This window comes from Cobetia sp. AM6 (assembly GCF_009617955.1).
Taxonomy (GTDB): Bacteria; Pseudomonadota; Gammaproteobacteria; order Pseudomonadales; family Halomonadaceae; genus Cobetia; species Cobetia amphilecti.
Genome location: NZ_AP021868.1, coordinates 2,310,231 through 2,335,662 on the forward strand (window position 1 = coordinate 2,310,231; position 25,432 = coordinate 2,335,662).

At 61.1% G+C, this 25,432-nt stretch carries 24 protein-coding genes; 8 read left to right on the forward strand and 16 right to left on the reverse strand.

The window, feature by feature from the left end; all coding sequences use genetic code 11:
• Positions 1–135: 135 nt before the first annotated feature.
• The 4 genes from CLAM6_RS09810 to CLAM6_RS09825 form a co-directional block, all read right to left on the reverse strand.
• A complete protein-coding gene (locus CLAM6_RS09810; RefSeq protein ID WP_153635926.1) occupies positions 136–903 on the reverse strand; it encodes a TatD family hydrolase in 768 nt (255 codons plus the stop codon).
• A 139-nt stretch (positions 904–1,042) separates the two neighbouring features.
• Positions 1,043–1,525 (reverse strand): large conductance mechanosensitive channel protein MscL, encoded by a 483-nt coding sequence (gene mscL / locus CLAM6_RS09815; protein ID WP_153635927.1) that lies wholly within the window; start codon positions 1,523–1,525, stop codon positions 1,043–1,045.
• Between the two features lie 318 nt (positions 1,526–1,843).
• Positions 1,844–3,433: a peptide chain release factor 3 gene (locus tag CLAM6_RS09820; protein WP_153635928.1), complete on the reverse strand. Its 1,590-nt coding sequence runs from the start codon at positions 3,431–3,433 to the stop codon at positions 1,844–1,846.
• Between the two features lie 168 nt (positions 3,434–3,601).
• Positions 3,602–4,060 (reverse strand): MerR family transcriptional regulator, encoded by a 459-nt coding sequence (locus CLAM6_RS09825; RefSeq protein ID WP_225346720.1) that lies wholly within the window; start codon positions 4,058–4,060, stop codon positions 3,602–3,604.
• Between the two features lie 121 nt (positions 4,061–4,181).
• On the opposite strand from CLAM6_RS09825, the gene CLAM6_RS09830 reads away from it, so the two are divergent.
• Positions 4,182–4,931 (forward strand): cation transporter, encoded by a 750-nt coding sequence (locus tag CLAM6_RS09830; RefSeq protein WP_153635929.1) that lies wholly within the window; start codon positions 4,182–4,184, stop codon positions 4,929–4,931.
• 90 nt (positions 4,932–5,021) lie between these two features.
• On the opposite strand, the gene maiA is transcribed toward CLAM6_RS09830, so the two are convergent.
• From maiA to hmgA, 3 genes are all read right to left on the reverse strand, one after another.
• A complete protein-coding gene (maiA, locus tag CLAM6_RS09835; RefSeq protein WP_153636888.1) occupies positions 5,022–5,672 on the reverse strand; it encodes a maleylacetoacetate isomerase in 651 nt (216 codons plus the stop codon).
• Between the two features lie 145 nt (positions 5,673–5,817).
• A complete protein-coding gene (locus CLAM6_RS09840; RefSeq protein WP_153635930.1) occupies positions 5,818–6,837 on the reverse strand; it encodes a fumarylacetoacetate hydrolase family protein in 1,020 nt (339 codons plus the stop codon).
• A 109-nt stretch (positions 6,838–6,946) separates the two neighbouring features.
• The gene (gene hmgA / locus CLAM6_RS09845; protein ID WP_153635931.1) at positions 6,947–8,275 is read right to left on the reverse strand and encodes a homogentisate 1,2-dioxygenase; all 1,329 of its coding nucleotides are present in this window, start codon (positions 8,273–8,275) and stop codon (positions 6,947–6,949) included.
• A gap of 247 nt (positions 8,276–8,522) precedes the next feature.
• Here hmgA and CLAM6_RS09850 point away from each other — a divergent pair, with 247 nt between their 5' ends.
• From CLAM6_RS09850 to CLAM6_RS09870, 5 genes are all read left to right on the forward strand, one after another.
• Positions 8,523–9,041, forward strand: a complete 519-nt coding sequence (locus CLAM6_RS09850) for a MarR family winged helix-turn-helix transcriptional regulator (RefSeq protein ID WP_153635932.1) — start codon at positions 8,523–8,525, stop codon at positions 9,039–9,041.
• 114 nt (positions 9,042–9,155) lie between these two features.
• Positions 9,156–9,323, forward strand: a complete 168-nt coding sequence (locus CLAM6_RS09855; protein WP_153635933.1) for a DUF2256 domain-containing protein — start codon at positions 9,156–9,158, stop codon at positions 9,321–9,323.
• Positions 9,310–10,857 (forward strand): DASH family cryptochrome, encoded by a 1,548-nt coding sequence (locus CLAM6_RS09860; RefSeq protein ID WP_172978680.1) that lies wholly within the window; start codon positions 9,310–9,312, stop codon positions 10,855–10,857. The genes CLAM6_RS09855 and CLAM6_RS09860 overlap by 14 nt, the downstream gene beginning before the upstream one ends.
• Positions 10,858–11,012: 155 nt before the next feature.
• Positions 11,013–12,284: an ATP-binding protein gene (locus CLAM6_RS09865; protein WP_153635935.1), complete on the forward strand. Its 1,272-nt coding sequence runs from the start codon at positions 11,013–11,015 to the stop codon at positions 12,282–12,284.
• Between the two features lie 32 nt (positions 12,285–12,316).
• On the forward strand, positions 12,317–12,853 hold the full coding sequence (locus tag CLAM6_RS09870) for a response regulator transcription factor (protein WP_043336058.1): 537 nt from the start codon (positions 12,317–12,319) through the stop codon (positions 12,851–12,853).
• Positions 12,854–13,004: 151 nt separating this feature from the next.
• Here the strand turns inward: CLAM6_RS09870 and CLAM6_RS09875 are convergent, their stop codons facing one another.
• The 6 genes from CLAM6_RS09875 to CLAM6_RS09900 form a co-directional block, all read right to left on the reverse strand.
• Positions 13,005–13,778, reverse strand: a complete 774-nt coding sequence (locus CLAM6_RS09875; RefSeq protein ID WP_153635936.1) for a 3-hydroxybutyrate dehydrogenase — start codon at positions 13,776–13,778, stop codon at positions 13,005–13,007.
• Positions 13,779–14,002: 224 nt separating this feature from the next.
• The gene (locus tag CLAM6_RS09880; protein ID WP_153635937.1) at positions 14,003–15,421 is read right to left on the reverse strand and encodes a sensor histidine kinase; all 1,419 of its coding nucleotides are present in this window, start codon (positions 15,419–15,421) and stop codon (positions 14,003–14,005) included.
• Positions 15,418–16,080 (reverse strand): response regulator, encoded by a 663-nt coding sequence (locus tag CLAM6_RS09885; protein ID WP_107334631.1) that lies wholly within the window; start codon positions 16,078–16,080, stop codon positions 15,418–15,420. Before CLAM6_RS09885 ends, CLAM6_RS09880 begins: the two co-directional genes overlap by 4 nt.
• Before the next feature lie 137 nt (positions 16,081–16,217).
• Positions 16,218–17,093, reverse strand: coding sequence for a hypothetical protein (locus CLAM6_RS09890; protein WP_153635938.1), 876 nt, complete (start codon positions 17,091–17,093; stop codon positions 16,218–16,220).
• A 312-nt stretch (positions 17,094–17,405) separates the two neighbouring features.
• A complete protein-coding gene (locus CLAM6_RS09895; protein ID WP_153635939.1) occupies positions 17,406–18,134 on the reverse strand; it encodes an LrgB family protein in 729 nt (242 codons plus the stop codon).
• Positions 18,131–18,652 carry a CidA/LrgA family protein gene (locus CLAM6_RS09900; RefSeq protein WP_153635940.1) on the reverse strand — a complete coding sequence of 174 codons (522 nt, stop codon included), beginning with the start codon at positions 18,650–18,652 and terminating at the stop codon, positions 18,131–18,133. The genes CLAM6_RS09895 and CLAM6_RS09900 overlap by 4 nt, the downstream gene beginning before the upstream one ends.
• A gap of 213 nt (positions 18,653–18,865) precedes the next feature.
• On the opposite strand from CLAM6_RS09900, the gene CLAM6_RS09905 reads away from it, so the two are divergent.
• Positions 18,866–22,147 carry a bifunctional diguanylate cyclase/phosphodiesterase gene (locus tag CLAM6_RS09905; protein WP_172978681.1) on the forward strand — a complete coding sequence of 1,094 codons (3,282 nt, stop codon included), beginning with the start codon at positions 18,866–18,868 and terminating at the stop codon, positions 22,145–22,147.
• Between the two features lie 231 nt (positions 22,148–22,378).
• On the opposite strand, the gene CLAM6_RS09910 is transcribed toward CLAM6_RS09905, so the two are convergent.
• From CLAM6_RS09910 to CLAM6_RS09920, 3 genes are read right to left on the reverse strand one after another with little or no spacing between them, the layout of a single operon-like run.
• On the reverse strand, positions 22,379–22,735 hold the full coding sequence (locus tag CLAM6_RS09910) for a hypothetical protein (RefSeq protein WP_153635942.1): 357 nt from the start codon (positions 22,733–22,735) through the stop codon (positions 22,379–22,381).
• Positions 22,736–23,014 (reverse strand): hypothetical protein, encoded by a 279-nt coding sequence (locus CLAM6_RS09915; RefSeq protein ID WP_153635943.1) that lies wholly within the window; start codon positions 23,012–23,014, stop codon positions 22,736–22,738.
• A 52-nt stretch (positions 23,015–23,066) separates the two neighbouring features.
• Positions 23,067–23,507 (reverse strand): arsenate reductase/protein-tyrosine-phosphatase family protein, encoded by a 441-nt coding sequence (locus CLAM6_RS09920; protein ID WP_153635944.1) that lies wholly within the window; start codon positions 23,505–23,507, stop codon positions 23,067–23,069.
• Positions 23,508–23,852: 345 nt separating this feature from the next.
• Here CLAM6_RS09920 and CLAM6_RS09925 point away from each other — a divergent pair, with 345 nt between their 5' ends.
• Positions 23,853–25,235 (forward strand): NAD-dependent succinate-semialdehyde dehydrogenase, encoded by a 1,383-nt coding sequence (locus CLAM6_RS09925; RefSeq protein ID WP_153635945.1) that lies wholly within the window; start codon positions 23,853–23,855, stop codon positions 25,233–25,235.
• Positions 25,236–25,432: the final 197 nt, after the last annotated feature.

Here is a 25,432-nt window from a genome sequence, read left to right on the forward strand (position 1 = left end):
CAGCAGAAGACTCATGTGACGACACACGAGAGGAGGAACGCGGTGCTGAAGAATCTGACATTGATTTACCGATGATGAGGCGACCTCCTGAACCGGGTCGGCAGGCTGTCGCCTGGCCTTTGAGGTCAGTCTAGATCAGACGTTCAGTTGAAGAATACGCTGCACATTCGTCGTGGTGGATAACGCGATATCGTGGCGACTGCTCGAGCGGAGCTCCGCCACCACGTCCGCGACCTTCGCCACTCGCGATGGCTCATTGCGCTGGCCCTGAAACCCGCACAGCGGCATGTCGGGGCTATCGGTTTCCAGCACGAAGCCATCGTCGGGCAGTGACGCCACCACTCCGCGCAGCTTGTTGGCACGCGGGTAGGTCACGCTGCCGCCCAGCCCCAGCACAAAGCCAAGCTCGAGAAAGCGCTGTGCCTGCACCTGACTGCCCGCGAAGGCATGGATGATGCCGCCACGGGTGAGTCGTGCCTGCTTGAGGCGCTTGGCCACTTCGTCGTTGGCGCGCACGCAGTGCACGATGACAGGCAAGGAGAATTCGCGTGCCATGCTCAGCTGGGACTCGAACAGCTGCCATTGGGCGTCATGATCGGCCAATCGCGTATCGAAGCCACATTCTCCCAACGCGACGATCTTACCAGCATGCTGGTCGAGAGCCTGATGAAGCGACGCCAGCGCGTCATCGCCATGCTCGGACAGAAAATAGGGATGCAACCCCAGGGCACCGAACATACGCGCCGATGAACCCGCCAGCGCCAGCACTGCCGGGAAGCTTGCCACCGTGGTGGCGGGCACCACGAAGGCCGAGACGTCTTCCTGCTCGGCACGCGCGATGACCGCCTCACGATCCGGCGTGAAGTCAGCGAAATCCAGATGGCAATGGCTGTCGATCAGCATGGAATCTCCCAGGGATGGTCGTACAGCCATCGTGCTATATCAGCGTGTGTCAGACAAACGAAGGGACCGGCCTGGTGACCGGTCCCTTGTGGACAAGTGTCGATATTGCTTGTTAGTGGTCGTGACTGGCGCAGATGGCCTAGGCCGCCTCCACCGGCGCTGCCGGCGCCAGTTCGGAGGTGCAATGACCACAACGGGTCGCCGCCAGCGGCACCCTGGAAAGGCAATACGGGCAATCCTTGTCGGTGACCTCTTCGGGCGCTTCCTCGGCTTCCTTCTTGAGCTTGTTGATCTGGCGGATCAACACGAAGACCGCCAGCGCCACCAGCGCAAAACTGATGATGGCATTGATGAACAAGCCATAATTCAGCGTCACGGCTCCCGCTTCCTTCGCGGCATCCAGGCTGGCATAGGGGGCAGCCTGAGCGCCTTCCTTGAGCACGATGAAGAAATTCGAGAAATCTACCCCCCCGATCAGCAGCCCCATCAGCGGGTTGAGCATGTCCCCCACCAGACTCTTGACGATCAGTGTGAATGCCCCGCCGATGATGATGCCGACGGCCATGTCGACGACGTTACCCTTGACGGCAAAATCACGAAATTCCTGCATGAATCCGGACATCTGTCATCTCCTGTCACTCGCTAACCATCCGGTGAATTGCCACGCATCATGCATGGCCCGCACTGAGACACATTCCACGCCATTGTTGTTGTCATTGTCTGCGCCCTACCGACCTTCGCCCCAGCAAGCTTCATCACACGGATGCCAGCAAGACAACATGACCCAAACATTATGCCGTGCTGATGCCGCGCCATGGGTTGGCTGTGTAAACGTAGGGTTACACGCATATCTGGACACAAAAAACGCCACCCCTCGGGGTGGCGTTCTTCATGACGTGATCGACAGTCTCGCTATCGCAGCGTCGCTGTGGCAACTGTCTCAGTGCTCACGGGTCGCACGGAAGGTGATGTCCGGCCAGCGTTCCTGGGTCAGCTGCAGGTTGACGCGGGTCGGCGCGATGTAGGTCAGCCAGCCGCCGCCGTCGTAAGCCAGGTTGGCACTGGCCTTGCGTTTGAAGTCTTCCAGCATCTTGGTGTCATCGCAGTAGATCCAGCGTGCGGTCTGCACGTTGATCGCCTCATAGATGCACTCGACCTTGTACTCTTCCTTCAGGCGGTGAGCGACCACGTCAAACTGCAGCGTACCGACGGCACCGACGATCAGGTCGTTGTTGTCGAACGGCTGGAAGACCTGGGTCGCGCCCTCTTCGGAGAGCTGCTGCAGGCCCTTCTGCAGCGCCTTCATCTTCAGCGGGTCCTTAAGGCGCACGCGCTTGAAAAGTTCCGGCGCGAAGTGCGGAATGCCAGTGAAGCGCATGTCCTCGCCGATGGTGAAGGTATCACCGATCTGGATGGTGCCGTGGTTGTGCAGGCCGATGATATCGCCCGGCCAGGCTTCTTCCACGTGGGAGCGGTCCGCCGCCATGAAGGTCAAGGCGTCGGGAATCTTGACGTCCTTGTTGATGCGCACATGGCGCATCTTCATGTTCTTCTCGTACTTGCCGGAGCAGACACGCAGGAAGGCGACACGGTCACGGTGCTTCGGGTCCATATTGGCCTGGATCTTGAAAACGAAACCGGTGAAGCGCTCATCGTGGGCCGTGACTTCGCGGGTATCGGTATCGCGCGGCTGGGGGGGCGGGGCATATTCGACGAAGCCGTCGAGCATCTCGCGCACGCCGAAGTTGCCCATGGCAGTACCGAAGTAGACCGGCGTCAGCTCACCGCGACGATAGGCCTCGAGATCGAACTCGTGAGAGGCGCCGCGCACCAGCTCGACCTCCATGCTCAGCTCTTCGATCAGGTCCTCGCCCAGCACTTCGATGGCTTCGGGGCTGTCGAGGCCCTTGATGCGCACGTCGTCGGGAATGCGGTTGCCCTGGCCCTGCTTGTAGAGATGGATCTCGTCATTGAGCAGATGATAGACGCCCTTGAAGCCCTTGCCGACGCCGATCGGCCAGGTCATCGGCGCGCACTGGATGTTGAGTACCGTCTCGACTTCATCCATCACCTCGATGGGATCACGCGTCTCGCGGTCCATCTTGTTGACGAAGGTCAGAATCGGCGTGGTGCGCAGGCGGCAGACTTCCATCAGCTTGATGGTGCGGTCCTCGACACCCTTGGCGCCATCGATGACCATCAGCGCCGAGTCGACGGCAGTCAGCGTCCGGTAGGTATCTTCGGAGAAGTCCTCGTGCCCGGGGGTATCCAGCAGATTGACCATGCGGTCCTTGTAGGGGAACTGCATCACGGAGGTGGTCACGGAGATACCACGCTCCTGCTCCATCTTCATCCAGTCGGAGGTCGCGTGGCGATCGGCCCGCTTGCTCTTGACCGAGCCGGCCATCTGGATGGCATTCCCGAACAGCAGCAGCTTCTCGGTGATGGTGGTCTTACCGGCATCCGGGTGAGAGATGATGGCGAATGTACGGCGCACATCCGCCGCCTTGGCAATCTGGGAATCTGACATGAGCTGAAAGGCATCCGGCCCGACGTGAGGCACGCCGCGCGCACTGTTGGGTGAATAGCAGAACAAGACGAATGGCGCGCATTGTAGCGGCTGGCGCGGCGCGGCAACAGAGGCGAGCGTGATCTACACGCCTTCGATCATCCCTACGCGCGCGAAAATGCCAAGGCCTTACTCCTCGACCTCAGACAGTGTCTCAATGATATGGCACTGTGCCATCACCCCGCCGGCACAGCAGTGCGTCAGGCGCTGCAACTCTTCCTCCATGACGGCGAGGTCGCGCTGACGCTTGCGCACCTCGATCAGCTGCGCCTCGATGCGCGCGTCTATCTGATCGCACGGCAAGGACTGCTGGTCCGCCAGGCCCAGCAAGGCGCGGATGTCATCCAGCGAAAACCCCAGCCTCCGACAACGGCGGATGAAGGTCAGACGCCTAAGCTGTGCATTGCCATACTCACGATAGCCATTGGACGCGCGTCGCATCGGGGCCAACAGCCCCTGCTTCTCGTAGTAGCGGATCGTCACCGCCTGGACATCAGACGCCTTGGCCAGTTGGCCGATGCCCATCGTCACCTCGCCGTGCGATGACGTGAACGATTCCCCTCTCCGTGCGAAATCTCTTGCGGTCATCGATGACTTCTCCTCTCGCCATGTGTTGCATGTCGATGCATCAACCGTTTCATCAGCCTACTTGACCTTATAGTGACTATAACCTCCATGCTGTCATCAACACGACAGGAGGCCAAGACCCATGAAAAGCTGTTGCGAAAGTAAATCCGGCGAGCTGGCAGAGCTCAGAGCCTCACAGGGCAAGGTCCTGAAGATTCTGTTGGCGCTGAATGCCAGCATGTTCTTCGTCGAATTCACCGCGGCCTGGTGGCTGGGTTCCACCGCGCTGCTGGGGGATTCCCTCGACATGTTCGGCGATGCCAGCGTTTACGCCCTGACTCTCTATGTCCTGCACCGCAGTGTGCGTGAACGCGCAATGAGTGCGCTGATCAAGGGCATCGTGATGCTGTCGCTAGGCCTGATCGTTTTTGGCGAAGCAGGCTACCAAGCCCTCAATGGAGTGGCACCGGCCGCCCACGGCATGGGCGTCTTCGCCCTGCTGGCACTGGTCGTAAACCTCATCTGCTTCGGCCTGCTGTGGCGCTTCAAGTCGGATGATCTCAACATGCGCTCCACCTGGCTGTGCTCACGCAATGACATCATCGCCAATGCCTCGGTCTTCGGGGCCGCGATACTGGTGGGCTGGACAGGCTCCCGCTGGCCGGACGTGCTGCTGGGGGCGGCGATTGCCGCACTCTTCCTGCAGTCCGCCTGGCAGGTGATTCGCGATGCGCGTGAAGAACTGCGCGAGGCCAGAGAGGCCGAGAACGATCAGATACCTGACGACCAGGACGCTTCCAACACCAGCAGCTGTTGCACCCCGCCGACGGCTGCGGTAGTGCTTGAGCAATCTCACGCCAGCAGTTGCTGCTCCAGCAAGCGCTGTGGTTGAAGCACGACGTCGCTGACCCATGACTGCCAGCAACACGAAAGCGCCCCGTCGGTACCGACGGGGCGCTTTCGTGTCTGGATAACACCAGGCTCAAGGGGCCGGACAATCTGGCTGACGCTCGGGGTGAGCCTGCCGGAAGGCTTCCAGTGACTGACAGGCCGCCTCGATGGCCAGAATCCTTGGGTAGTCCATAAGTTCACACTCGAAGCGCCGCGCATTGTAGAGCTGAGGCATCAGGCAGGCATCCGCCATGCCCGGGCTATCGCCATGGCAGAAACGCCCTGCACTTTCCGCCAGCATCACTTCCAGACGCGCGAAGCCCTCGGCGACCCAATGTCGATACCACTCAAGGCGCTGCTGCTGGGTGACCTCAAGCCGATCGGTCAGATAATTGAGCACGCGCGGATTGTTGAGCGGATGCATCTCACAAGCCATGAACTGACACAGTGAGCGCACCTTCGCACGCGCTTCAGGCGCGGAGGGCAACAGCGCCGGGGTGGGCCAGCGCTCCTCCAGATATTCTAGGATCGCGATCGACTGGCTCAGGGCCACAGATGTTGGGGTATCTCCCACTATCAGGGTCGGCACCAGTCCCTGGGGATTGATGGCCAGATAGTCCTCGCTGCGCTGTTCGCCCTTGAGCAGATTGACCGGCACCTGAGCGACCTCAATCCCCTTGAGCGCCAGCGCGATTCTTACCCGATAGCTGGTAGATGAACGGTAATAGCCATACAGACTCATTGAACTCATGCTGCATTCCCCTGTGACGCAGTTGGATGCCGGCCGCCCCTTCGCACTGTCTCGCGCCCAGTTGGCTTGAGGCTTACCGGCGCACGACGTCTTCCCGAGACGTGTCTCTGAGAAGCTCTGCCTGACGAGGCCGCCCTCAGGCGTCCAACTGCGTCACCTGCTGATCAATGGCGCCGAAGATGCTCTGGCCATCGCGATCGAACATCTCGATGCGGATGCGATCACCGAAACGCATGAAGGGAGTGCGAATCTCATCGAACAGGATCTTCTCGACCATGCGCACTTCTGCCAGACAGCTGTAGCCCACACCCCCTTCACTGATCGGCTTGCCGGGGCCGCCATCCTTGCCGGGATTGGACACGGTGCCTGAACCGATGATCGCGCCGGCGCCCAGTGGGCGGGTCTTCGCGGCATGCGCCACCAGCTGCGGGAAGCTGAAGATCATGTCTGGCCCGGACTCTGGCTCACCGAACTTCTCACCATTGAGATGCACGCTCAGCGGCAGATGCACGCGCCCCTGCTGCCAGGCCTCCCCCAGCTCGTCCGGCGTCACGGCGATGGGCGAGAAGCTTGACGACGGCTTGGACTGGAAGAAGCCGAAGCCCTTGGCCAGCTCGCCGGGGATCAGTCCACGCAGACTGACGTCATTGACCAGCATCAACAGGCGAATATGGTCCTCGGCCTGCTCCGGACTGACATGCATCGGCACATCATCGGTGATGACGGCGATCTCGCCTTCGAAATCGATGCCATGCTCCTCACTGACACATACGATATCGGCGCTGGGGGCCAGGAAGCTGTCGCTGCCGCCCTGATACATCAGTGGGTCGTGCCAGAAGGTCTCGGGCATCTCGGCGCCACGCGCCTGACGCACCAGCTGCACATGATTCAGATACGCCGAGCCGTCTGCCCACTGGTAACTGCGCGGCAGCGGGGAATGCAGCGCCTGACTTTCCAGCGCAAAAGCGTCCGCCAGCGTGCCATCATTTAGCGCCACGTAGCGTTGCTCGAGCCTGGGCGCCAGCGACGTCCAGTCTTCCAGCAGCGCCTGCAGCGTCGTGGCGACATCCGCGACCTTGACGGCGCGGGTCAGGTCACGGGAGACCAGCAGCAGTGTTCCATCGCGGGAACCATCCTGGCAGGTAGCGAATTTCATGGGTGCCTCCTTGAAGAGCAACGTGAGCAAGAATGCAGGAATTGCCTGGGGTCGGATGACGATGAAAAGTCAAAGGTCATCGCTGATGCAGGGTGGATTGAGGAGTGAATCAAGAGGTGGATTGAGGAGTGGTGTGGGACGTGAAGTGAGACGCGAGTCCCTGCCAGACCGAGCCATAGTCGCGCTGACGAGCGCTCGACGACAGGGCCTGCGGGGTGGGCTGGAACAGATAGCGACTCTCGAACATGAAGGCGAGCGTATTTCCCTGATAGCGGGGGGCAAGTTCCGCCCGACTGGCGGCCTCGAAGGTGGCAGCGTCAGGGCCATGCGGGGTCATGGCGTTGTGCAGACTCGCGCCTCCAGGACGGAAGCCTTCGCGTTTGGCGTCGTACTCACCATGGATAAGCCCCATCAACTCGCTCATCAGGTTGCGATGGAAGTACGGCGGCCGGAAGGTGTTCTCGGCGACCATCCAGCGTGGCGGAAAGATCACGAAGTCGAGATTGGCGACCCCGGCAGTGTCCGACGGTGAGGTCAGCACGGTGAAGATAGAGGGATCAGGATGATCGAAGCTGACCGTATTGATCGTATTGAAGGTCGCCAGATCATATTTGTAGGGCGCGTAATTGCCGTGCCAGGCCACGACATCCAGCGGTGAATGATCCAGACTCGCGCGCCAGAAACGCCCGCCGAACTTTGCCACCAGCGTGAAGTCACCGGCTTCGTCCTCGAAACGTGCCGATGGCGCGAGGAAGTCACGTGGATTGGCCAGTCCATTGCTACCGATGGGCCCCAGCGAGGGCAGCTCGAGAGGCGCGCCGTAGTTCTCGGCCACATAACCACGACAGCCTTCCGCGTGCCCCGCCAGCGGATTGAGCTGGAACTTGATACCACGCGGGATCACGACGATCTCGCCGCTGGCGACTTCCAGCAGGCCCAGCTCGCTGCGAACCTCGATGGCACCCTGCTGCGGCACGATCAGCAATTCGCCGTCAGCATTGTAGAAAAAGCGCTGCTGCATGCCGCGAGTGAAGGCGTAGAGATGCGTGGCACAACCCTGCTGCGCCTGGGCATCCCCATTGACCGCCAACGTGATCAGACCTTCCAGAAAATCGCCAGCGCAGAACGCGATGGGGTCCCAGCGCATCGGGTTGGGATCCGGCATTCCCTCGGCCAGCGGTGCGGTGGCGACCTGCGGCATCTCCATGGGCTGATAGGTGCCCTGCACCACCGAGGGCCGAATGCGGTAAAGCCAGCTGCGCAGGTTGTGGCTACGCGGCGCGGTGAAGGCCGAGCCGCTCAACTGCTCCGCGTAAAGGCCGTAGGGGCAACGCTGGGGGGAGTTCTGGCCCTGCGGCAAGGCACCAGGCAACGCCTCGCTGGAGACATGATTGCGAAAACCGGCGTGATAACGACACTCAGCATTGCGCTCGCGCATGACGATTCATCTCCTTGTGGGCTCGCGGCTCCTGATGACCCGGGGCATCTATGGCACGACATGCCGCCACCGCCCCAAATAGTAACATATGAAACCATATAGCCAGATCCATACCTTGGCAATCGCCAAAGTGGCCGACTTTTGTCTTGCCCAACATCGAAAGTGGTAACATTGGCAACCTGATCTGGCCGCAATGCTCTGATGCGACAACGCAAGTCAGCCCTCTCACCGAGACAGGTAACTCTCGATGCAACGCACTGATGACACTCCCGAAGCGCGCGATGCCCTTGATGGGGATGCCTCCCAGGACACGCCCCGCTGCGAGCTGGATCTTGACCAGTTTTTGCCCTATCGCCTCAACCGACTGGCCGAGCGTACCAGTGAGGCGATGTTCGCCCGCTATGGCGAGCGCTTCGCCATCAATGTCGCCGAGTGGCGTCTGCTGGCCTGGTTGAGCCGTGGCGTACCGATGACCGCTCGGGAAATCAGTCTGCGCACCCACATGGACAAGGTACGCGTCTCGCGCGCCGTCAAATCACTGGAGAACCGTGAACTTATCCTGCGTCGTCCGAGCGAGCAGGACCAGCGTGCGCAGCTGCTGGTTCTCACCGCCGAGGGTGAGGCCATGCTAGCCGAGCTGATTCCCGAAGCGCGGCGTTTCGAGGATGAGCTGCTCGGTGCGGTCAATGCACGCCAATACCGTGATCTGCTACTCACCATGCAGACCCTGGAGCGACAACTGGATCAACTGCCGGGCAGCGATTGAGCCAGGCATGCAAGACGCTCATTCACAGAACGACAGGGGGTTTCCTGGCCGCCATTTCGCGTGATGTATAATTATGGTATAGGTTGTGTACTGTTTTTAAGGAGCCTTGCCAGCATGCATCGCAAACCGCACCTGCCCAGCAAGCTGTGTCAGACCTGCCAGCGCCCCTTCACATGGCGCAAGAAGTGGCAGGATTGTTGGGATGACGTACGCCATTGCAGTCAGCGCTGTCGTCGCAACGCACGCCAGCTGGCACGGGAGACGCGCGATGACGTCCACTGACCCCTGGCTGGTATGGTTGAACGAGGATCTGCGCCTCGATGACAACCCGGTATGGCAAGCCGCACTCGAGGAGCGAGCCTCGCACCTGCTGGTCGTGCATGTTCTGGCGGAAACGACCTTTCAGCCCTTCGGCAGCGTCAGCCCTGGGGAACCACGCCTGCAGCCGCTTAGCACGGGACGGCAACATGCCCTGCTCGGGAGTCTGGAATCGCTGCGCACACGACTTCAGGCGCTGGGCAGTGACCTGCTGATCCTCCACGGCGATGCGGCACAACTGATTGGGCAGCTAGCAAGGCAATATGACTGCCGAGGCGTCATCACATGCCGCGCTACGGGCGTGGTGGAACACCGACAGCAACGCGCGGTGGCAAGCCAGTGTCGCCTGCGGCGATTGAACAGTGGTTTGCTGCTGGACGAAGACGAGCTGCCGGAACCGCTTACCGCGCTCCCCGAGAGCTTCAGTGCCTTTCGGCGCAAGCTGGAGAAGGCCCGCCCGAGCCTTCCCGACATGCCTGCCCCGTTAAAAGCCCCCTCCCGGCTCCCCGGCTGGCCGGAGGCCGCCCCTCGTGGCTTTCAGGGCGCGGCCAGGTATCTGTTGGAGGCTCGCCACTGGCAGGCCGATACCCGCGGCGAATACACCTTTACTCCCGGAGAGCCCGCCGGCTTGCAACGCCTGCAGGATTATCTGAGCCCGGCCTCCGCCGGCCACTACAAGACCACCCGCAATCGCCTCAGCGGCGCGGATTTCTCGACCCGCTTCTCCGTGTGGCTGGCACTGGGCTGTCTGTCGCCGCGGCGGATACTGGATGCACTGCACCGCTTTCAGACCACACTCCCCGAGCACTGCGCGCATCCGCAGGCTGCCTTCAAGGACAGCGACTGGATCCGCATCGAGCTGCTATGGCGCGAATATTTCCACTGGGATGCACGGCGGCTAGGCAGACATACCTTCACGAGCGAGTCCCCAAGCCACGACGGGGCTCAACCGCGCGGCCATGAGCCGGGGTCACAAGCGCTTGAACGCTGGCAGGCCGGAATGACCGGGGTGCCATGGGTCGATGCCGGCATGCGCGAACTGGCGGCTACCGGCTGGCTGAGCAACCGCATGCGCCAGAACGTGGCGAGCTTTCTGGTCAAGGACCTTGGCGTGGACTGGCGCCAGGGAGCGGCCTGGTTCGAACATCAGCTACTGGATCACGACGTCGCCTCCAACTGGGGCAATTGGCGCTATCTGGCGGGTATCGGACGTGACCCACGCGGGGATCGCCACTTCAACATGATGAAGCAGGCACGCCAGCATGACCCTCTCGGCCATTACGTCAGCCGCTGGATACCTGAACTTGCGGCACTGCCCGCCGGCATGCAGTGCCATGCGCCCTGGCTCGCCTGGTCAAGCAGCGCCGGACGCGACAGAACAACGGCTCACTATCCGCGCCAGCCAATCACGCATGTCGAGGGTTGGAAGGCCCACCTGACCGACATCACACCGACACGCGTGACGCCCTGGCCGAGTGGCTCCTTCGAGCGAGGCTGACAACCATTGAATCCCGAAGAGAGCGCCACCAAGCGGTCACGACGCAGAGGAGGCGACCCAGGGGATCCCTTGGCGCCTTGACGCTAACTGTCCGTCAGGGCTGCACTTTATGCGCCTTATTCACTATCATGGCCGCATTCCTCGCAGGAGTTGTCATGAATCAGCCGCTACCGCCACCACTGTCCACGCCGCACCGCAATCTCATTCGTCTGACCATCGCGCGCGGCATCACCTGGACCGGCTTTCTCATCCTGATCATCTTCGGGATCGAGATCATCGGCTTTCAGCTCAACGTGCTGCCCGTCATCTCGATCATCATCGCGATGGGGCTGGTCAATGTCGCGACCTGGTGGCGCCTCGGGCAATCTCACCCTGTCACCGACACCGAGAACCTGATTCACCTGCTGGTGGATATCGCCGGCCTGACGATGCTGTTCTTCCATACCGGTGGCTCCACCAACCCCTTCGTGCCCTATTATCTGGTGCCGGTGACCATGGCGGCCGCAACGCTCCCGTGGCGCTATGCTTGGGTGATTGCTGCAGTCGGCATGGGCTGTTACAGCTTCCTGATGGTGTTCTACGAGCCGGTGCCGCAGCTGGCGACCTATGAGCTGGGCGGACGCATCAGCCTACATGTCATCGGCATGTGGCTGAACTTCGGCCTGTCGGCGTCTCTGGTGACCTACTTCATCTACAAGATGGCCCATGCGCTGCGCACCCGGGAGCAGGCGCTGTCCACCACGCGTGAGGCCGCCCTGCGTAGCGAGCAGGTATTGGCAGTGGCCAGCCAGGCCGCCGGCACCGCGCATGAGCTGGGCACCCCGCTCTCCACCATGGCGGTGCTGTTGAGCGAGATGCGCGAGGATGCCAAGGACAGGAACAACCCTCAGCTAGAGGATGATCTTGCCCTGCTGCGCAGCCAGGTCGACACCTGCAAGCAACGCCTGCAGGCGATGGTGGCCGCGGCCGACCGCCGCCGCATGGAGCAGCCTCAACCCATCAATGCTGCCCAGTGGCTGGAAGAAATCGTGCAGCGCTGGCTGGTAGTGCGCCCGGACGTGCAGCATAGCGTCGAGGTGACGCCCGGCGCTGAACAGGCCTCCATGCTGGTGGACACCACGCTTGAGCAGGCGCTGATGAACCTGCTCAACAATGCCGCCGACGCCTGCCCGGATGATATCGAGATCACCCTGGAGCAACGCGATCAGGAAGTGCTGATCGACATCCGCGATCATGGCGAAGGTGTGCCCATGGCGGTGGCGGATCAACTGGGTGAGACCTTCATCTCCACCAAATCCAAGGGCATGGGCATCGGCCTGTTCCTCACGCATGCCACCATCAATCGGTTCGGTGGCGGCGTCAGTCTGTACAACCACGAAGATGGCGGCACCTTGACGGAAGTGCGCCTCCCCCTTCATCTGACATGATGGCGGCAAAGACCGCCCAAGCGAGAACCCTGATGAGCGATGCAACCCGACTGCTGATCATCGACGATGATGAATTCTTCTGCCAGGTCACCGCGCGCGCCATGACGCGTCGCGGCTATGAAGTGGAAGTGGCCCGCGATGAGGCCCAGGCACTCAGCGTGGCGCGCAGCCACCGCCCGGAGCTGATCACGCTCGACCTGAAGCTGGAGCAGAGCTCTGGCCTCAAGCTGCTGCCCGAGCTGATCGCTCTGCTGCCTGACACGCGTATCGTGGTGCTGACCGGTTATTCCAGCATCGCCACCGCGGTGGAAGCCATCAAGCTCGGCGCGGTCAACTACCTGTGCAAGCCCGCCGATGCCGACGAGATTCTCAACGCATTCAACCGCGAAGGCGGTGACCCGGCCGCCGAGATTTCCGACAACCCGCCGTCGGTCAACCGCCTGACCTGGGAGCACATCCAGAAGGTGCTCAACGAGCACGATGGCAACATTTCCTCCACAGCCCGCGCCCTGGGAATGCACCGTCGCACCCTGCAACGCAAGCTGCAGAAGCGCCCGGTCAAGCGCTGAGATAGCGCCGCTGCCCTGGCCTGCACCCAGGCGACAATTTGCAGACGACCAAGCAAGAGCCCTCACCATCCTCGCTCGCAAACGCGATTCGATGGTGAGGGCTTCGAGTCACTGCAGTGACTGTAATGCGTCGGATCTCAATGATAAGCCGTTATTGCGCCGTCCACCCCAAGTCCATGTTGAAGCTGGAGCCGGTCACTGAACCTGCCTTGTCGGAGGCCAGCCATACCGCCATATCCGCCACTTCGGAGGGGTCAATCATTTGCTTGATCGCCGCTCCCTTGAGCATGACCTTCTCGATCACTTCATCTTCTGGCATGTCATTGAGCTTGGCCTGTTCGGCGATCTGCTTGTCGACCAGCGGCGTGCGTACATAGGCCGGGCAGATGGCATTGGCGGTGATGCCACTTTCCCCACCCTCTAGCGCAGCAGTTCTGGTCAGCCCCATCAAACCATGCTTGGCACTGACGTAGGCCGCCTTGCCCGGGGACGCGACATGGGCGTGAATGGACGCCATATTGACGATGCGCCCGTACCCATTCTTCTCCATGTACGGCCAGGCCGCCTGGATCAGCGTGAATGGCGCACTCAGCATCAAGGCGATGATCTGATTCCACTTGGCTTCGGGGAAGTCCTTGATACGCTCGACATGCTGGATGCCGGCATTGTTAACCAGGATATCGAGGCGCCCGAAACGGGACACGGCTTCTTCTACCGCCGCGCGACACTGCTCAGCATCCGTCAGGTCGGCCTTGAAGAAGGCAGCCCCTGCCTTGTCGGCGACCTCTGCCCCCTCATCACTGAAATCGACCGCCAGCACCTGATGCCCGGCATCGCACATCGCTTGCATGATGGCGGCGCCGATACCGCTGGCGGTACCGGTCACCAGTGCAACACGGGCAGGGGAAGATTGTTGTTCACTCATGCGAATCTCCTGACAGAGGGTAATGTCATGCTGCTCTGCAACATATAATGAAGATAGCGCTAATCTAGCCGTCTTTACCACCCGACCATCGCCGAGTTGCACTCCGCGCTGGCATTATCGAGCGCCAGCCAGCATCACAGCCGCATGATGCATTCGACGCAATCATTGACCTCCGCTGACGCAACCCGGCCGACAGGCGCTATTCACGACGAGAAGCGAACCTGCTATGACAGGAAGCGAACCTGCACCAGCAGCCCCGGGGCCTGGGGCGTTCCCAAGGGGCTCTCCTTCAGCGCCAGCGCTGCGCCTAGACGTTCGGCGAGCTCGCGCACGATGGATAGGCCCAGCCCGGAACCTTGAGTCTTCTGGCCGGCCAGACGCACGAAGCGTTCAAAGACGCGCTCGCGTTCACGCAGCGGGATTCCGGGGCCCGTATCGGCCACTTCCATGCGCCATCCAGCATCGTCGCGGCGGATATCCAGGCGCACCTCTCCGCCTTCTGGCGTATAGCGCAGCGCATTATCGAGCAGATTGCGCAGCAGCACGTAGAGGCCGTTCTCATGACTGACCAGCTGCGCGCCAGGTTCAACCTCGATATGCAGCTTGATGCCTCGCTGGCGTGCCATGGGGCCCAGATCCCGCGCCAGCTCATTGGTCAGCTGGGCGAGATCGACGGAGCGACGCGGTGCCTCTGCCCCGCTTTCCAGTCGTGACAGGGTCAACAGCTGCTCCACTACCCGTGTCATGCGATTGACGCCATCCACGATCATGCGTGCCGAGCGCCGCGAGGCCTCATCCCTGGCATCGGCCTCCAGATTCTGGGCATGCACCTTGATGCCCGCTAGGGGAGTCCGCAATTCATGGGCCGCATTGGCCGTGAAGCGCCGCTCCTTGTCAAGGGTGTCCGCCAGGCGCACCAGCAGCCCATTGAGGGCATCCACCATGCCGCGTATCTCGTCAGGTGCCTCGCTGGCATCCAGCGGCTCGAGGTACCCGGGTTGACGGGCCGTGATCTGATGACTGATGCGCAATACGGGACGAAAACCCCGCGAGACCGCCACACCGATCAGCAAGGCGATCACGAGCAACCCGACCACCAGCGCCAGCACGTTGTGCAACGCAATCTGGCCGGTCAGTTCATCGCGCACATCTTCACGCTGGGCCGCCGTGACCCAGATGCCACTCTCGGGGAAATACAGCGTGAAGGTGAACCAGTCATGATGATTGTCATGCTGCATGCCATAGCCAGGCACCGGCAGGTAATCCAGCGCCACAGAGGGTGAAGAGAGGCCAAGCAACGGCTGGCCCAGCGCATCCCACATCTGGAAGATCAGTTTGTCTTCATAGACATGCCCCAGCGGGGATTTCTCGTGACCATCGGCAAAGCTCAAGGAGGGTGGACGCAGGCTGAACTGGCCCGATGTCATCTGCTGCAACTTTTCCTGACGCGCGGCCGGTGTCAACGACGCCAATTGAGACTGATAGAGCCGCCCCAGCATGCGTGCATTCTGGGCCAGCTCAGCGTCGAACAGCTCATCAATCTGCTCGCGGGAGTCGAAGTAGCTCCAGGCAGCGGCCGTCCCCAGCACGATCACGACGCCACCAATCAGGTTGCGCCGCAGGAAACTGCGGATGGATTTCACGTGAGTTCCCCCAGCCGATAGCCCACGCCGCGCACGGTCTTGACCACCCCGGTGCCGAACTTGCGGCGCAGATGGTGCACATGTACCTCGATGACATTGCTCTCGACATCGCCATCCCAGCCATAGAGCTGCTCGACGAGCTGATCTCGGCTGAAGACACGGCTGGGGTGCAGCAGCAGGAACTCCAGCAGATCAAACTCGCGCCGTCCCAGCGCGACCTCACTACCGGAGAGCGTGACAGTGCGGCCAGCTTGATCAATGCGCAACGGCCCCAGCTGCAGGCAACCGCTGGCCTGCCCGGCATGGCGCCTGACCAACGCACGCAGACGCGCCACCAGCTCGGCAATGTCGAACGGCTTGACCAGATAGTCGTCCGCGCCGCCGTCCAGACCACGTACCCGGTCGCTGATGTCATCACGTGCCGTCAGGATCAATACCGGTAACGTCTGGCCCTGACGGCGCAGGTGACTCAAGACCTGCAGACCGTCGAGATCCGGCAGGCCAAGGTCCAGCACCAGCACATCAAAGGGCGAATGCTTGAGCGTGGCGGCAACGTTGGCGCCCTCCTTCAACCATTCAGTGCTCATGCCTTCGCGGCGCAGGGTATGGTTGACCCCCTCCCCCAACAACGGATCATCTTCGACGAGCAGAACTCGCATCTGGACTCCTTGAAATCGTTCTGATTCTGCCATGTCATATCAGGACATGAGACAAGACGTCCGCCACCGAAAGGTGACGGACGTTGGAAGCAAACCTCGGGATAGCACATCGCCTGTGTCGATGGATCAGCCAGCCATCACACACCGCTGCGTGCACGACGCCCCGGGTGTCGAGCATGGCGCCACCTGGCCAGACGCGCCGTCAGCAGCATCCTCTGCTCACGCAGCCCGAGCGCGCCACGCTCCAGCATGCGGCGCGGTCCTCCGATGACACGCCGCAACGCCTCACCCGCCATCAACCAGCCATACGCGAGCGGGTGCCCGGCTCGCGCCAGACGCAGTCGGAAGATCAGCGCGCGCGCCTGACGCGCCACACTGACAGGATGATTGCCCTGATGACGCGCCAGGCGCATCAAAAGAGGGTCCTCTTCACCAGTGATCAGCGCCGGGGTATGCAAGCGGATACGTGAGTGCTTCGCTGTCGGCAGCGGAACGAAAAAGTCGCCGTCTGCCTGCACGATCAACTCCAGCAGCGGGCGTCGGCTATCCGCCGAGCCATGAAGCTCAAGACACTCCAGTACCTTGGCGCGCACCTCGGCCGGCCACCCCCCACGCTCGAGCACATGCCAGGCGCGGCCACTCTCCAGATGCCAGCGGCCATCGCCCGGCAGGCTTAGCAAGGTATCGGGGCGCTCCGAAGCCGGGATGTTGTGCAGTTGCGTGCATAGCGCGTCACCCCTCACATCTGCGTGCGTCAGTGACAGGCGGCGGTGTTGCTGGCCACTCGGGGTGGGCAACAACCTGCACAGCAAGGCAAGGTCATCCCCCTCTCGCTCGACCAGAATCAATGCAGCCCCTGCCGCCGCCAGCTGCCAACAGAGTTCTCGACAACTGGAGGCCATCGGCGCCTCGACCAGGACACGATGCCCGGCTAGGCTAGCGGGCTTGAGCTTTGCAGCGGTGTGGGCAAGACCAGTGCGTTCAAGAACTGTGCGTGCAAGAGAAATGAACATGAGGGCTTTCCTTGGGTCGAGGCATTGCCAGACACAGAGGCGCGAGTGGATGACACGCCTTGTGGACCTGCATAGGAGCATGATCGATCAGCTCACTGACAGACATGTGGCAACGAGGTGACATTTCCACAAGACGTGCTGACGATTCCCATGGCCAACACGCAAGCGCTGAGCTTAACCATGGAGTGATCACCAGCATGAATGGCTGCGCTTAACGCAAACTTAAGCTCTCACAAGACGATGCCACGATAACGCTGGCCTTCCTGCTTCTTGCTCGCCTCCAGCTCGACTCTCCACCAATACCCCTGATGCTCAGAAGCCGAACAGCCTGACGATAGGCGGCACGATGAAGGCGGTCAGCAGACCGGTCAGCCCCATCGACATGCCAGCGAAGGCACCCGCCAGAGTGCTCACCGACGAGAAGCAGAACGCAGTACCGATGCCATGCGCCGACAAGCCCATGGTGAAGCCCTTGACGGTATCGTCTCGCGCCCCTGCCAGTCGCATGACAACGGGGCCTACCACACAGCCGAGGGTGCCGGTCAGCAGCACCAGCCCTGCCGTCAGCGAGGGGATACCGCCCAATTTTTCGGCGATCCCCATCGCGATCGGTGATGTGACGGATTTGGGCGCCAGGCTCAAGGCCACCTGGGTGTGTGCTCCCAGCGACAGTGACAGCCCCAGAGTAGTGGTCACGGCAGTGACGATGCCGACGCAACAGGCCGTCAGCAGTGGCCACAGCATCTGCTTGACCCGATCGAGATGGTCAAACAACGGTACCGCCAACGCGACGGTGGCCGGCCCGAGCAGGAAGTGGATGAACTGGGCCCCTTCAAAGTAGGTGGGATAGTCGGTGTCTGTCAGCCACAGAAACCCGATGATCAGCGCGATGGAGACCAGTACCGGGTGCGCCAGCGATGCGCCCCGTGCCAGACGATTGATCGCCGTCGCCAGCAGAAAGGCCACCAGCGTCAGCAGCAGATGCAATAACGGAGAAGCGCTCAGGTACACCCACAGGGCGTCAAGCGGGGCCAGATTCATGAGGACACCTCATCACCGTTGGGTGACTTGCCCCCTGGGCCGCTCGGCGTAGCAGAGCCTCGATCGATCAGACGCTGCAACAGCCAGGCCGTGACGAACTGGGTGACCGCGATCGACGCGACCAGCGTGATGGCGATGGCGGTGAGATCGCGTGCGATGAGCTCGAAATGGACCATGACGCCAACGCCCGCAGGCACGAACAGCAGCGACAGATGCGAGAGCAGGCCATTGCTGGCAAGCCTGAGACTGGCCGGCACGCGTTCCCGCAGTAGCGCACGGGCCAGCTGACGTTGACCGAAGTCTCGATCCGCACTCTCGTCAACGCGCAGCACTCCTTCCCCTTCTCTGTCCGGGGCAGGCAACAACCGTTTGCGCAGCCGCCCTCGCAACATCAACCCCAGCAGCAGGAAAAGCATTCCCAGTACTGGCCCTGGCACCGGCAACAACAACGCACGCCCCGTCACCTCGCCGAGAAACTGGCAAAGCAGAAGGATGCAGAACCCCTTGATCAACGCCATTTCCTTTCATACTCCTCTTGACCGTGTCAGCCCGTCAGGCTGCCATACTGACAATTATGTCACAGCCATCCTTGACGACCTCCCCTCTCTGCCCTGGCGTCCTTACTGCCCTCAATGTTCAAGACGCCAACAACGGTTTGGCAACGCTCTACTGTGGTAGTCTGCGATTTCGACCCCTCCTACACCGTTACAGACAGGGAAGGCTGCGACACGATGCCAGACTCTCTCGGGCTTGATACTTCCGTTATTCCCAATTGGATCAAGACATTGCGGCATGAAGAGGATCATCAGGCCCTGATGATTCTTGAGCTGGCTGCGGACCTTGCTGGCGCTCCTATGGGGATGATCAACCTGCGTGACGGCGAGCAGCTCAAGCGCTGGTTGAGTCTGAATGACAACGCGCATGAGTCCGTCCTTATTAGCAATGCGCTGTGTGGCGTGGCGGTACTGCAAGCCAGTCCTCTCATCACGTGTGACGCCCGTCGACAACCCGAATTCGCCGGTTGCAGTTCGGTCCTTGCCGACGGCATTCGTTATTACATCGGCTTGCCCCTCAAGGCAGACAATGGCGAGATAATCGGCTGCATGAGCCTGGCGGACACTGCACCGCGTCAACAGTTGCCCAGCCCGGAAGTCCTCATCCGGTTGGACAAGCTCGCGACCCTGGCGACCGAGGCGCTGAAACGCCAAGTCAATCAAAGCTACCTCAATGCAGAGTTCGCAGACAGTCAGTCGCGCGCCAGCTGGATATTGCGCAGCATCTCCGATGGCATCATCGAATGGAAAACAGGCAACGAGAGACTGACCATCTCTACCCGCCTGGAAAACCAATTGGGGTATGAAGCCGGAACACTCGACACCGGGCTCGAAGCATTGCATGAGAGAGTCGCACCCGACATGCGTGACGACTTCAAGGCCTTGGTCAACGCCAAGCGACTGAGCGGAACGCCTTTCAATTGCGAGCTGCTGATTCGCACTCAGCAGGGAGACCATCGCTGGTTTGAGCTACGCGCTCAATTCGAGGTCAGAGACGGCGAGCCCTACCGCTTCATTGGCTCATTACTGGACATCCATCAGCAGCATCTGGCCAAGGAGGCCCAGGCTGACAAGCTGCGCCGCTATGAACGCCAACAGGCGGCCTTGATCGAGCTCGGCAACACCCGCCACGATGACAGCACGCAACTGGATGGCCTGCTGCCGTGGCTATGTGAGCAAATCGCCAAGGGCCTGCAGATACGCAAGGTCAGCTTCTGGTACATGAATGAAGACCGCGACTGCCTGTCGCTTGCCCATGTCCATGATGCGTGGATCCCCCCGCCGCACGATGCGACGCATAGCACAGTCCCCACTCGCCTTACCCGCACCCAGAACCGGGTCTATTTCGAAGCCCTGGATGCCGGGCGTGCTCTCGCGTTGTCCGATGTGACCAAGGCCAATCAGGAGTTGCTGTTTGATGGGACCTTCCGCTGCAGCGTTAAGGCCATCATCGACAGCCCGATCCGTGTGGCAGGTCAGGTGGTGGCCGTCATCTGCTGTACAGAAAGCAATGCCCCGCGCGAATGGGCAGATGATGAGCGGGCGTTTCTTGCCTCCGTGGCGGATCACGTCTCACAGCTCATGACCGAATTCGAGCAACAAGCCTCTCAGAAGCGCCTGCGGGCCAACGAACGACGCTACCGCGCCACCTTCGAGCACTCTGCTGTCGGCATGGCGCACCTGAGCACCAGTGGCCAGCTGTTGCGCGTCAACCAACGACTCGAGAGCATCCTGGGCTACACCGCCGCCACCTTGTCCCAGAGTGTCATTCGCGAACTGATCGAGCCGGAGGACCTGGAAAGCTTCCTGCAGCAACATCAGGCTCTGATCGAGCAGCGCAAGGACTTCTTTACCCAGCAATGCCGCTTCATCCACGCCTCCGGCAACTCGGTGCATGCCGAGATCAGTGTTTCTGCGGTTGAGGCGACGCCAGACCAGGAGGGCTATACGCTGCTGGCGCTGATCGACAATACGCTCAATCACACCATGTCGCAGCGCATGGCCCACGAGGCCAACCACGACAGCCTGACGGGATTGCTCAATCGCGGCGCCTTCAAACGTGAACTGACGACACTCTGCGATGATGCACGCGCCACTCGCGCACTGCATTGTCTCGCCTACATCGATCTGGACCAGTTCAAGGTGGTCAATGACACCTGTGGCCACTCGGCCGGCGATGCGCTATTGATCCAGCTGGTCGACGTGATTGCCGCCGGCTTGCGCAAGCCGGACCGTCTCGCGCGCTTGGGAGGGGATGAATTCGGTTTGCTGATGCCCAACATGTCGCTGGACACCGCCGAGGCACTGCTCGAAGAGATGCGTCAGTCCGTCACCAACTTCCGATTCATGTGGGAAGACAAGCTGTTCACCATCAGTACCAGCATTGGCCTGGTGAGCATCGACAGCAATCACAACGACCCGCACCAACTGCTGAGTGCCGCCGATGCTGCCTGTTATGAAGCCAAAGATGCCGGGCGTAACCGCATTCATCGCCACAGTGAATCTGGTGACGAGGTAGCTCGGCGCATGCAGGAAATGCACTGGCTGACAGAAATCACCGCGGCCATCGAAGAACAGCGCCTGGTGCTTTACCAACAGCCGATTGTCAGCACTCTCGCCACTGCACAAGCTGACAACTCAGAGCTTGGCAACGACCCGCACTGCGAGCTGAACTGCGAACTACACTACGAAGTGCTGGTGCGCTTGAAAGGCCGGGACGGCACCATCATTGCGCCGGGCGCCTTCCTGCCTGCGGCGGAGCGTTATGGCCTGTCAGCCGCCATCGATGAACATGTCATTCGCCAATATCTGAGCTGGCTGGCAGCGCACCCTGCGCATGCCCAGCGACTGACCATGGTGTCTCTCAATCTCTCTGGGCACTCCATCAGCAGCCCGAGCTTCCGTGACCTGCTGGTCACCATGGTCCGCGACAGCGGCATCCCGGGTGACAAGCTGTGTTTCGAGATCACCGAGTCCGTCGCCATCACGCGGCTGGGCGACGCTCGCGCCTTCTTCGAGGCACTCGGCGCACTCGGCTGCTCCTTCGCGCTGGATGACTTCGGGAGTGGCGTGTCGTCCTTCGGCTACCTGAAAAACCTGCCCGTCGACTTCCTGAAGATCGATGGCGCCTTCATTCGCGACATGGACACCAACCGCGTCTCCTACTCCATCGCCCGCGCCATTGCCGAGGTCGCGCGTGAGATGGGCATGAAGACCGTGGCGGAATTCGTGGGGAGTGCGCAAGTGCTCGCCTCCGTCGCCACCATCGGTGCCGACTATGTGCAGGGCTATGCGCTGGGCATGCCAGAGCCACTCGAGACAATCGCCATCTACTCCAATACCGATGACGGCCACGGCAAAGGACATACCGGCGGCACGGACTCCAGCCCGATCTCACGGGTCAATGACGCTCGAGTGGCGCAGCCTATTGCTCCTAAAGCGGCTAAATCAGGGTCTTGACGATTCAAGGTGGAGCGCGCCATAGAGTAGAGCGCGGTATCTCCTCAATACCACACAAAGCCCTCTTTCTAACAGCGCTCTCCATAAGCCCTGTCCTCAAAAGCCCTGCCTCCACAAGTCCGCTCTCCAGAGCCAGACCAGAGAAGCCCAGCTTCTGAGCGGCAAACGCCACTCGAAGGCTGGGCTTCTGCGCTCAATTCCATAATGCAGTATGTAGAAAAGATAGCGGTATCAGAAACCGATTTCGCGACGCCAGACCCCCACCACTTCACGCCAGGTTCGGCTCAACAGGCTGCGCGGCTCAGTCTCGACGTTGACCATGCCGCGCCGGTCAGGCATCGAGAGTGTCAGCGCCTGTGAGAAGTCCACTGGCTCAAGCGTGACCCGATAGAGGCTGCGCATCAGTTCCAGCTGCCCTTCCTCGCCCTCGCGAACCTTCAACTCCCCTCCGTAGGGCGCGGCCATTTCCGGCTGCTCAAGCACTGCCACTGCCTGAGGTTCGACGCTGACCACGCGCATTTCCAGCGGCTTGCCTACCGGCGCCAGCGGATAGAACCAGGCAGTGGCACCTTCATCGACACGCAGCACCTATTCCTCTTCCACCCAGGTCGTCAGGGTTAGCTGCCAGGGATTGCACAACGTCATCACCCACTCCCCCTCACCGACCCAGCCCCCTTCTCTCAAGGCAGGATTGAGTGAGTTCACCTTGCCGGCGAATGCCGCCTCCGGCTGACCGGTCGCCTGCTCGGCTTGCAGCGCGCTGACCCGTTGGCGCTGCACGTCAAGATCGGCCTGCACCACTGGGCTATCCTGCAGCAGCCTGCGATCCAGACCACTGGCGGAGCGACACCAGCCCAGCTGCTCCACGCGATGCTCGGCGGGGAAAATCCATAAAATATTTTTAAAAACAGAATATTGATTACATCAGTTTCTTGACCCATAGCGCAGCCGCTTCCACCAGCTTCTGGTGCGCATGGCGGAAGGCCTCTTCGCTCTTACGATAGGGATCAGGGATCTCTTCTCCCTGGCCGCCAGCCAGCCAGCGACCGAACAGCATCGTCTTGCCACTGACCTGCGGCGCCATCTGGTTGATGGCGCGACGATGGCCATCGCTCATGACCAGAATCAGGTCTGCAGCCGTCAGCATCTCGACCGACACCTGGCGCGCACGATGCTCACCTACCTTGAGCCCCGACTCGACGGCGAAGCGTGCTGCCGTGGGCTCGACCGGGTGATCGACCAATGCGCCCACGCCCGCCGAGTGCACTATCTTGCCAGGCAACGCCTGTTTCAACAGTGACTCGCCGACCGGACTGCGACAGATATTGCCGGTACACACCACCAGAATATTGTTGAACACGCTGACTTCCTCTTCCTTGTGACGCTTGCACTCATGTCGATGGCCCGGCACTGGAGACGCTTTCCCGCGCCCGGCACCAAATGTTCATTGTCGCATGCTGGCAGCCAGCGCGGCAGGCTTGCGAGGCGCGATTGACGCAACCTGTGGCGTTTCAAGGGCCAGCAGCGTGCTCATATGGCAACACTGAGGTGACCCGACGCAATAGCCCCTGCCCCTTGAAGACCTCAGGCAATATCGCCAAGTCCTGATGTGTAGCCAATGGAGTGACTGCCTCAAGGGCCGATCTCGATCCCTCGCGATCCCCATTCAGTCACTTGCTGAACCAGCACCCACTAGGGAGGCAAGATGAGCAACAAGACACTGACCGCATCCAACCCGGCCAATGACAAGGTTCTCAAGGAATACGCCACGCTGAGCAAGGAAGAGGTTCAGCAGAAACTGGAGCAGACGCGTAAGGCGTACTCGAGCTTCAGCCAGACCACCGTGCAGGATCGTGCGCAGCGCCTCACCGTTCTGGCGGACCTGATCGATGAGCATCAGAAGGAAATCGCCACGCAGATCGCCCATGAGATGGGCAAGCCCTATGATCAGGGCATCAGCGAGACGCAGATTTCCTCCAGCATCGCGCGCTTCTATGCCGACAATCTGCCCAAGCTGATGGAAACCGAGCAGCGTGATGTCGATGGTGCCGTGCGTGCCAAGATCGTCAAGGACCCCATCGGCGCCGTCCTCGGCGTGATGCCGTGGAACTATCCGCTCTATCAGGTAATCCGTTTCGCGGCTCCGGCCCTGGCGGGCGGCAATGTCTGCCTGATGAAGCACGCCTCCAATGTCCCGGGCTGCGCCGATCTGATCACCCAGCTGTTCCACAAGGCCGACTTTGAAGAGGGTATCTTCACCTGGTTGCCGGTGGGTTCGGAGATGATCGAAGACATCATCAATGACCCTGTCGTGCAGGGCGTCACCCTGACCGGCAGTGAAGAGGCAGGTCGCAAGGTCGCCGAGCAGACAGGCGCGGCGCTCAAGCCAAGCGTGCTGGAGCTGGGCGGTATCGATCCGCTGATCGTGCTGGATGATGCCGACATCGAGCGTGCGGTGGATCTCGCCATCGCCGGGCGTTTCGACAACACAGGCCAGAGCTGCGCCGCGTCCAAGCGCCTGATCGTCGACAAGTCCCTCGCCGAGGACTTCTCCAAGCGTCTAATCGAGAAGGTCAAGGACATGCGCATGGACGACCCGATGAGCGAAGGGGTCGATATCGGCCCGATGTCTCGCAAGGACCTGCGCGATGACCTGCATGACCAGGTCCAGCGCGCCATCAAGGCAGGCGCCAAGCTTGAGTGCGGTGGTGAGATTCCGGATCGCGACGGTGCTTGGTATCCGCCGACCGTGCTGACCAATGTCACCCAAGGCAATCCGGCCTTCAATGAAGAACTGTTCGGTCCGGTCGCTTCAGTGGTGGTTGCGGACAACGAAGCGCATGCCATCGAGCTTGCCAACGACTGCCCCTATGGCCTGGGCAGCACCGTGGTGGCCAAAGACGACGAACGGGGTGAACGCGTCTCTCGTCAGCTGCAGGCCGGCATGAGCTTCGTCAATCGCCCGACCACGCCCTTCGCCCAGCTGCCCTTCGGTGGCGTCAAAGGCAGTGGCTATGGTCGTGAGCAGAGCGAATATGGCTTCGGTGCCTTCATGAATATCCGCACCGTCTATGTCGCTGAGCACTGAGCCGTTGAGCACTGGGACGTTGCACGTCAAGGCGTAACGTGACGCCAGCGACGCTGAACAGATGAAGAGACTGAACAACTGAAGAGACTGCAGCGGATGATTCACTCCAGACCATTCGCGGCAACGAACAACGCCCCGCTTCTCAGCGGGGCGTTTTGCGTCAGGGATTCGCATGCTTTGCCTTGCGAGATCCCCCT